The organism is Cupriavidus sp. 01L415 (genome assembly GCF_056400065.1).
Genome location: NZ_JBFTSP010000064.1, coordinates 1 through 3,806, shown reverse-complemented (window position 1 = coordinate 3,806; position 3,806 = coordinate 1). Strand labels below are relative to the sequence as shown.

The 3,806-nt window shown below is 53.3% G+C and carries 2 protein-coding genes; one reads left to right on the top strand and one right to left on the bottom strand.

Going from position 1 to position 3,806, the window contains the following annotated elements; genetic code table 11:
* Positions 1-1,676 precede the first annotated feature (1,676 nt).
* On the bottom strand, positions 1,677-2,843 hold the full coding sequence (locus AC1DOX_RS30775) for a hypothetical protein (RefSeq protein ID WP_477101611.1): 1,167 nt from the start codon (positions 2,841-2,843) through the stop codon (positions 1,677-1,679).
* Between the two features lie 373 nt (positions 2,844-3,216).
* Here AC1DOX_RS30775 and AC1DOX_RS30770 point away from each other — a divergent pair, with 373 nt between their 5' ends.
* On the top strand, positions 3,217-3,696 hold the full coding sequence (locus AC1DOX_RS30770; RefSeq protein WP_477114092.1) for a metallophosphoesterase family protein: 480 nt from the start codon (positions 3,217-3,219) through the stop codon (positions 3,694-3,696).
* The last annotated feature ends 110 nt before the right edge of the window (positions 3,697-3,806 follow it).

Genomic DNA, 3,806 nt, shown 5'->3' with positions numbered 1-3,806 from the left:
TTGAAGCATTCCGAAGACCGAAGCCTCCGGCGCGTTCGCCATCAAGCGCCCACACTTATCGGTTGTTTGGTTGTTAAAGAACTTGCGCATCCGGCTTTGCCGTCTGCGTCGCTGCGTCGTTTGCGTCAGCAGCAGAGAAATGAGATTATTAAGGGTTTTCCCTAATTAGTCAATTCTTTCTGAGAATTTCTTACTTTTCCTTGGCAAGCGTTGCTCGACGCGGAAATCCCATCAGTCATTCTCACCCGCCGCGTTGAAGCGTTGGCTTGCTGCAGGGGGGAGCGAATACTAATGCGTCCATGCCTAGCTGGCAAGTAATTTCTGAAGTGGCTCATTGGTCACGTATTCGCCGCAAGAGGAGAAACAGTGGTACAGCAAGGTGCGAAAATTAAGCTAGTCCATGATGAGTCCTTTAATCACTCGAATCGCTAAGCTGTTTTCCGAACGGCGCCGAGGCCGCAGTCACACACAAGGAGCCACCCGCCTGCACCGGCGCGATACTCAGTGGCGGCGGCCCGGTGCGGCCGCGCCCAACCTCCGCAGTGCGCCAGACATTGCAAATCAGCCTGTGGCGCTGGCTGCCCCCCCAAACCGCTAGCCGGAACGAGGACACTACGGAGGATGCGCATATTGAGGAAGCTCTCGGCGAACAAGCAGCTCTGCATATAGCTGCCTGCTCCCAAAGCGTACCAGCACCTCACCGCCGTACTTTGCGAATCACCACTTGCGGCAGCGGGCGCGCAGCATTACGTCCGCCTACTTCAAGAAATGGAGTTCGAAGATCCGCGGCGGGAGCTGTTCGCCGACCGTCCGCCCCGCACACGGTGCGTATGGTTGACTGAATCCGAAGCCAGTTTGGGTAAGTCGTTCGTCTGCCAATGTATGCCGCCGTGGATCCCTTCCGCCCATGACAAGATCTGCGCAGGGCGCCTCCCCAGGGATCAAACTTCTCCCTGATTGTCGATTAGCAAGGTAGCAAAACTGCCCTCCAAGCCAGATGGGCACCTACGTATGCTGACGAAGGAAAAAATGAGGAACTGCTTTGCCATCGCGCGCTGGGCGTGGGCATTGCGAATGTCGTTGCGTTGCCGACATTTCAAAATGGCCCGCGACATCTGGTTTAGCCTCTACACATACACCGGCGGGTAACGCAATTTATGTTAAATGAGGAGCGTAGGTTGGAATGATGTTCCGAACAGCAGATTACCCCCTTGCGGGGACTCTCCCGATAAATAGGGCTGTGACACTAGGGCGACTCGTGAACAGGCATCCAGCGATTGCCGAATTGAATCAGTTTATCGGCAGACGACCATAGGTGCTCACATCAAAGCCTCTGACCGCCGCCCGATCCTGGATCGCTCGCATAGTGCAGCGATTCCTACATCGCAGCAAACTGCGCTAAACCGATCTCCCTCCCTGACCAGGCAGCACCGCCTATGCGATTGGAATTCGCTGGCTGCTGGCACAAGGTCGGATCGACACGAACAGCCTAGGAGAGTTGATTTTACGCAGATATACCAGTTGACCCAAGGATCGAACGGGATTTTCGACATAATGTTCGAAGTCGTTCGAAACGCGTTGGCATCCAGAGACCGTCTGCGGGCAGAGTGGTGGAGACTGGCCCGTGGGATCAGCTGCTTTGCAGAAAGCTCAGCGAAATACTAGAAACGCAGCTACTAATTTGCAGCGCGTAGCGCACGAACATCTTCATTTTTGAACGGGACGCAACCTTTTCCTCTCCGGTCATTAGATGGCTCTTCCGCCTCCCTTGCTGCCGCCTTCCGACCCGATTCCTCGTAAGCGTCATAATGCTTGACGCACAAGAGCTTGATTCCGCCAAAATTGAACTGGAGATATGCACCCAAGAAAATTCCCTCCTTACCTGCCGCTGTAAATAGTCTAGTCGAATATGCGGGAATTCCGGCCGCATACACCGACGGAAGGAGCGATTCGTTAAGCAGTTGGTAGACGTGAGGTCGTTTGTCATTAACTCCAGCAAGCTCTAGGGATTGTTTTGAAATTGGCGCCATAAAGAGAGCGACAGTCATTGCTACGTAGAGCACGCCACCGACGGCCACGGCGGTCAGGAACCACAATTTTCGCGGAGGATGACCTTCTATCCTTGCACTCAAGTACGCCAACCCCGGGATAATACTGACAAATGCGGTTACGCAGCAGAGGATTACGAAAATCAATGGATTGGCAATCCCAAAACCCTCAGCAACCCACCACATTCCTAAAATAGCCACCGCCGAACTGATAGATATAATCAACGGACAAATGCTCACTGCCATCATAAATATAATGTACCTGGCATAACCCCACACAACGCTATCTCGCTTTTTATCATTAATTGACTTTTCGAGTCGCCTCGTTATGAGTTGCTTTCTATATTTTACTGCCATCAACGCGGAAATTGCCCATGACAAAGCGCTAGCCAATAAGATTGGCGATGTGATTTCCGCTGAAAAATATCCAATGGAGATGCTGAAGCAAAGCTGCCAAACTATCACTGGCACGAAGTGCAGCCAATATGCTTTACTGGCTGCAAGCTCAGGATGCTGACGCTCCCCTTCCAAGACTTCCCCTGCTGCACCGAAAAAGAGGGAAGGCGCAATGACCTGAAGCGCAAATGACAACAAAATAAGCGCAGATCCAGATATCAGCGCTAACAATCCTGGCACCGATCCAACTGACTCGCCGAACAGCTCCGACCAGCCTAACTTGCGAAGATAGACCCACACCGTCAGAGCAGGAGGTACCAGCGCCAGCGGAGAAAGTTTCAGCACTATCTCAAGAAGATCTTTTACGAATCCCATCACGCGGGAGACGCGGTCGAACAACGGAGGTCTACTTTCCATTTCATAGGCTTATTCATGTTGTTGATTTCTAATCGGCACTCAAAGTCCTTTTTTTATATCCCGCAAGAGGAGGGTTGCGATTTGATGCGCGTTTTAGTCAGGGTGAAAGTGTGGCTGCACGAGGTTGCCGATGGATGTCGCGGCGTGATAGTCTCGAGGTAAAAAATCGTGCCCCCGGCTCCGTCTCCGTACATCTTTGAGGCAATGACTGACTTGGCATTGCTCGTGGTGACTCAGCATCGATTAGATAAGGGTACGTAGGATTTCCTGGTTCAAACTACCGAGTGATTACATGCAATCCGACCGGAGTCCATACGGTGGCCCAAGAGGCATTGCGGAGTGCGAAAAATAGTTTATGCGCATACTTCACCTTTCTGACATCCACTTCCGCGCACCCCAGTGCCTTGATCCAGCAACCGACCGGGACCGGCCCTATCGAACGCGCCTCGAACGCGATCTGGCAAAGCGTGCTGCGACGCTAGGACCAATTAACGCAATTCTCGTAGGGGGCGACATCGCCTATCAGGCAGATCCCCGCGAGTTCGTCGAGGCTCGCGAATGGCTGATCGGTCTGGCTGAAATCTGCGGGTGCGACAGGGACAGCATTTGGGTGGTCCCTGGCAATCACGACGTTAACCGGAAATCGTGCGAGGACGCGCCAACAATGAATGCGCACGCGATGATCGCCGGCTCCGATGAGGGGTCTCGAGAATGGATGCTTGAGAAACAACTCTCCCATAACGACACTGGTCAAGCGCTTTTCCACGGCCACCTTGCCTACAATGACTTCGCAAGAATGAACCGCCCCGGGTTTAGTGGAGGCTCCAATTCTTGAGAGAATGGAGCCCATGAGCAAGCAAACCAAGTTTTCCCCCGAGGTCCGAGAGAGAGCCGTACGCCTGGTTCAAGAGCAACGCAGCGAGCATCCGTCGCTGTGGGCGGCAG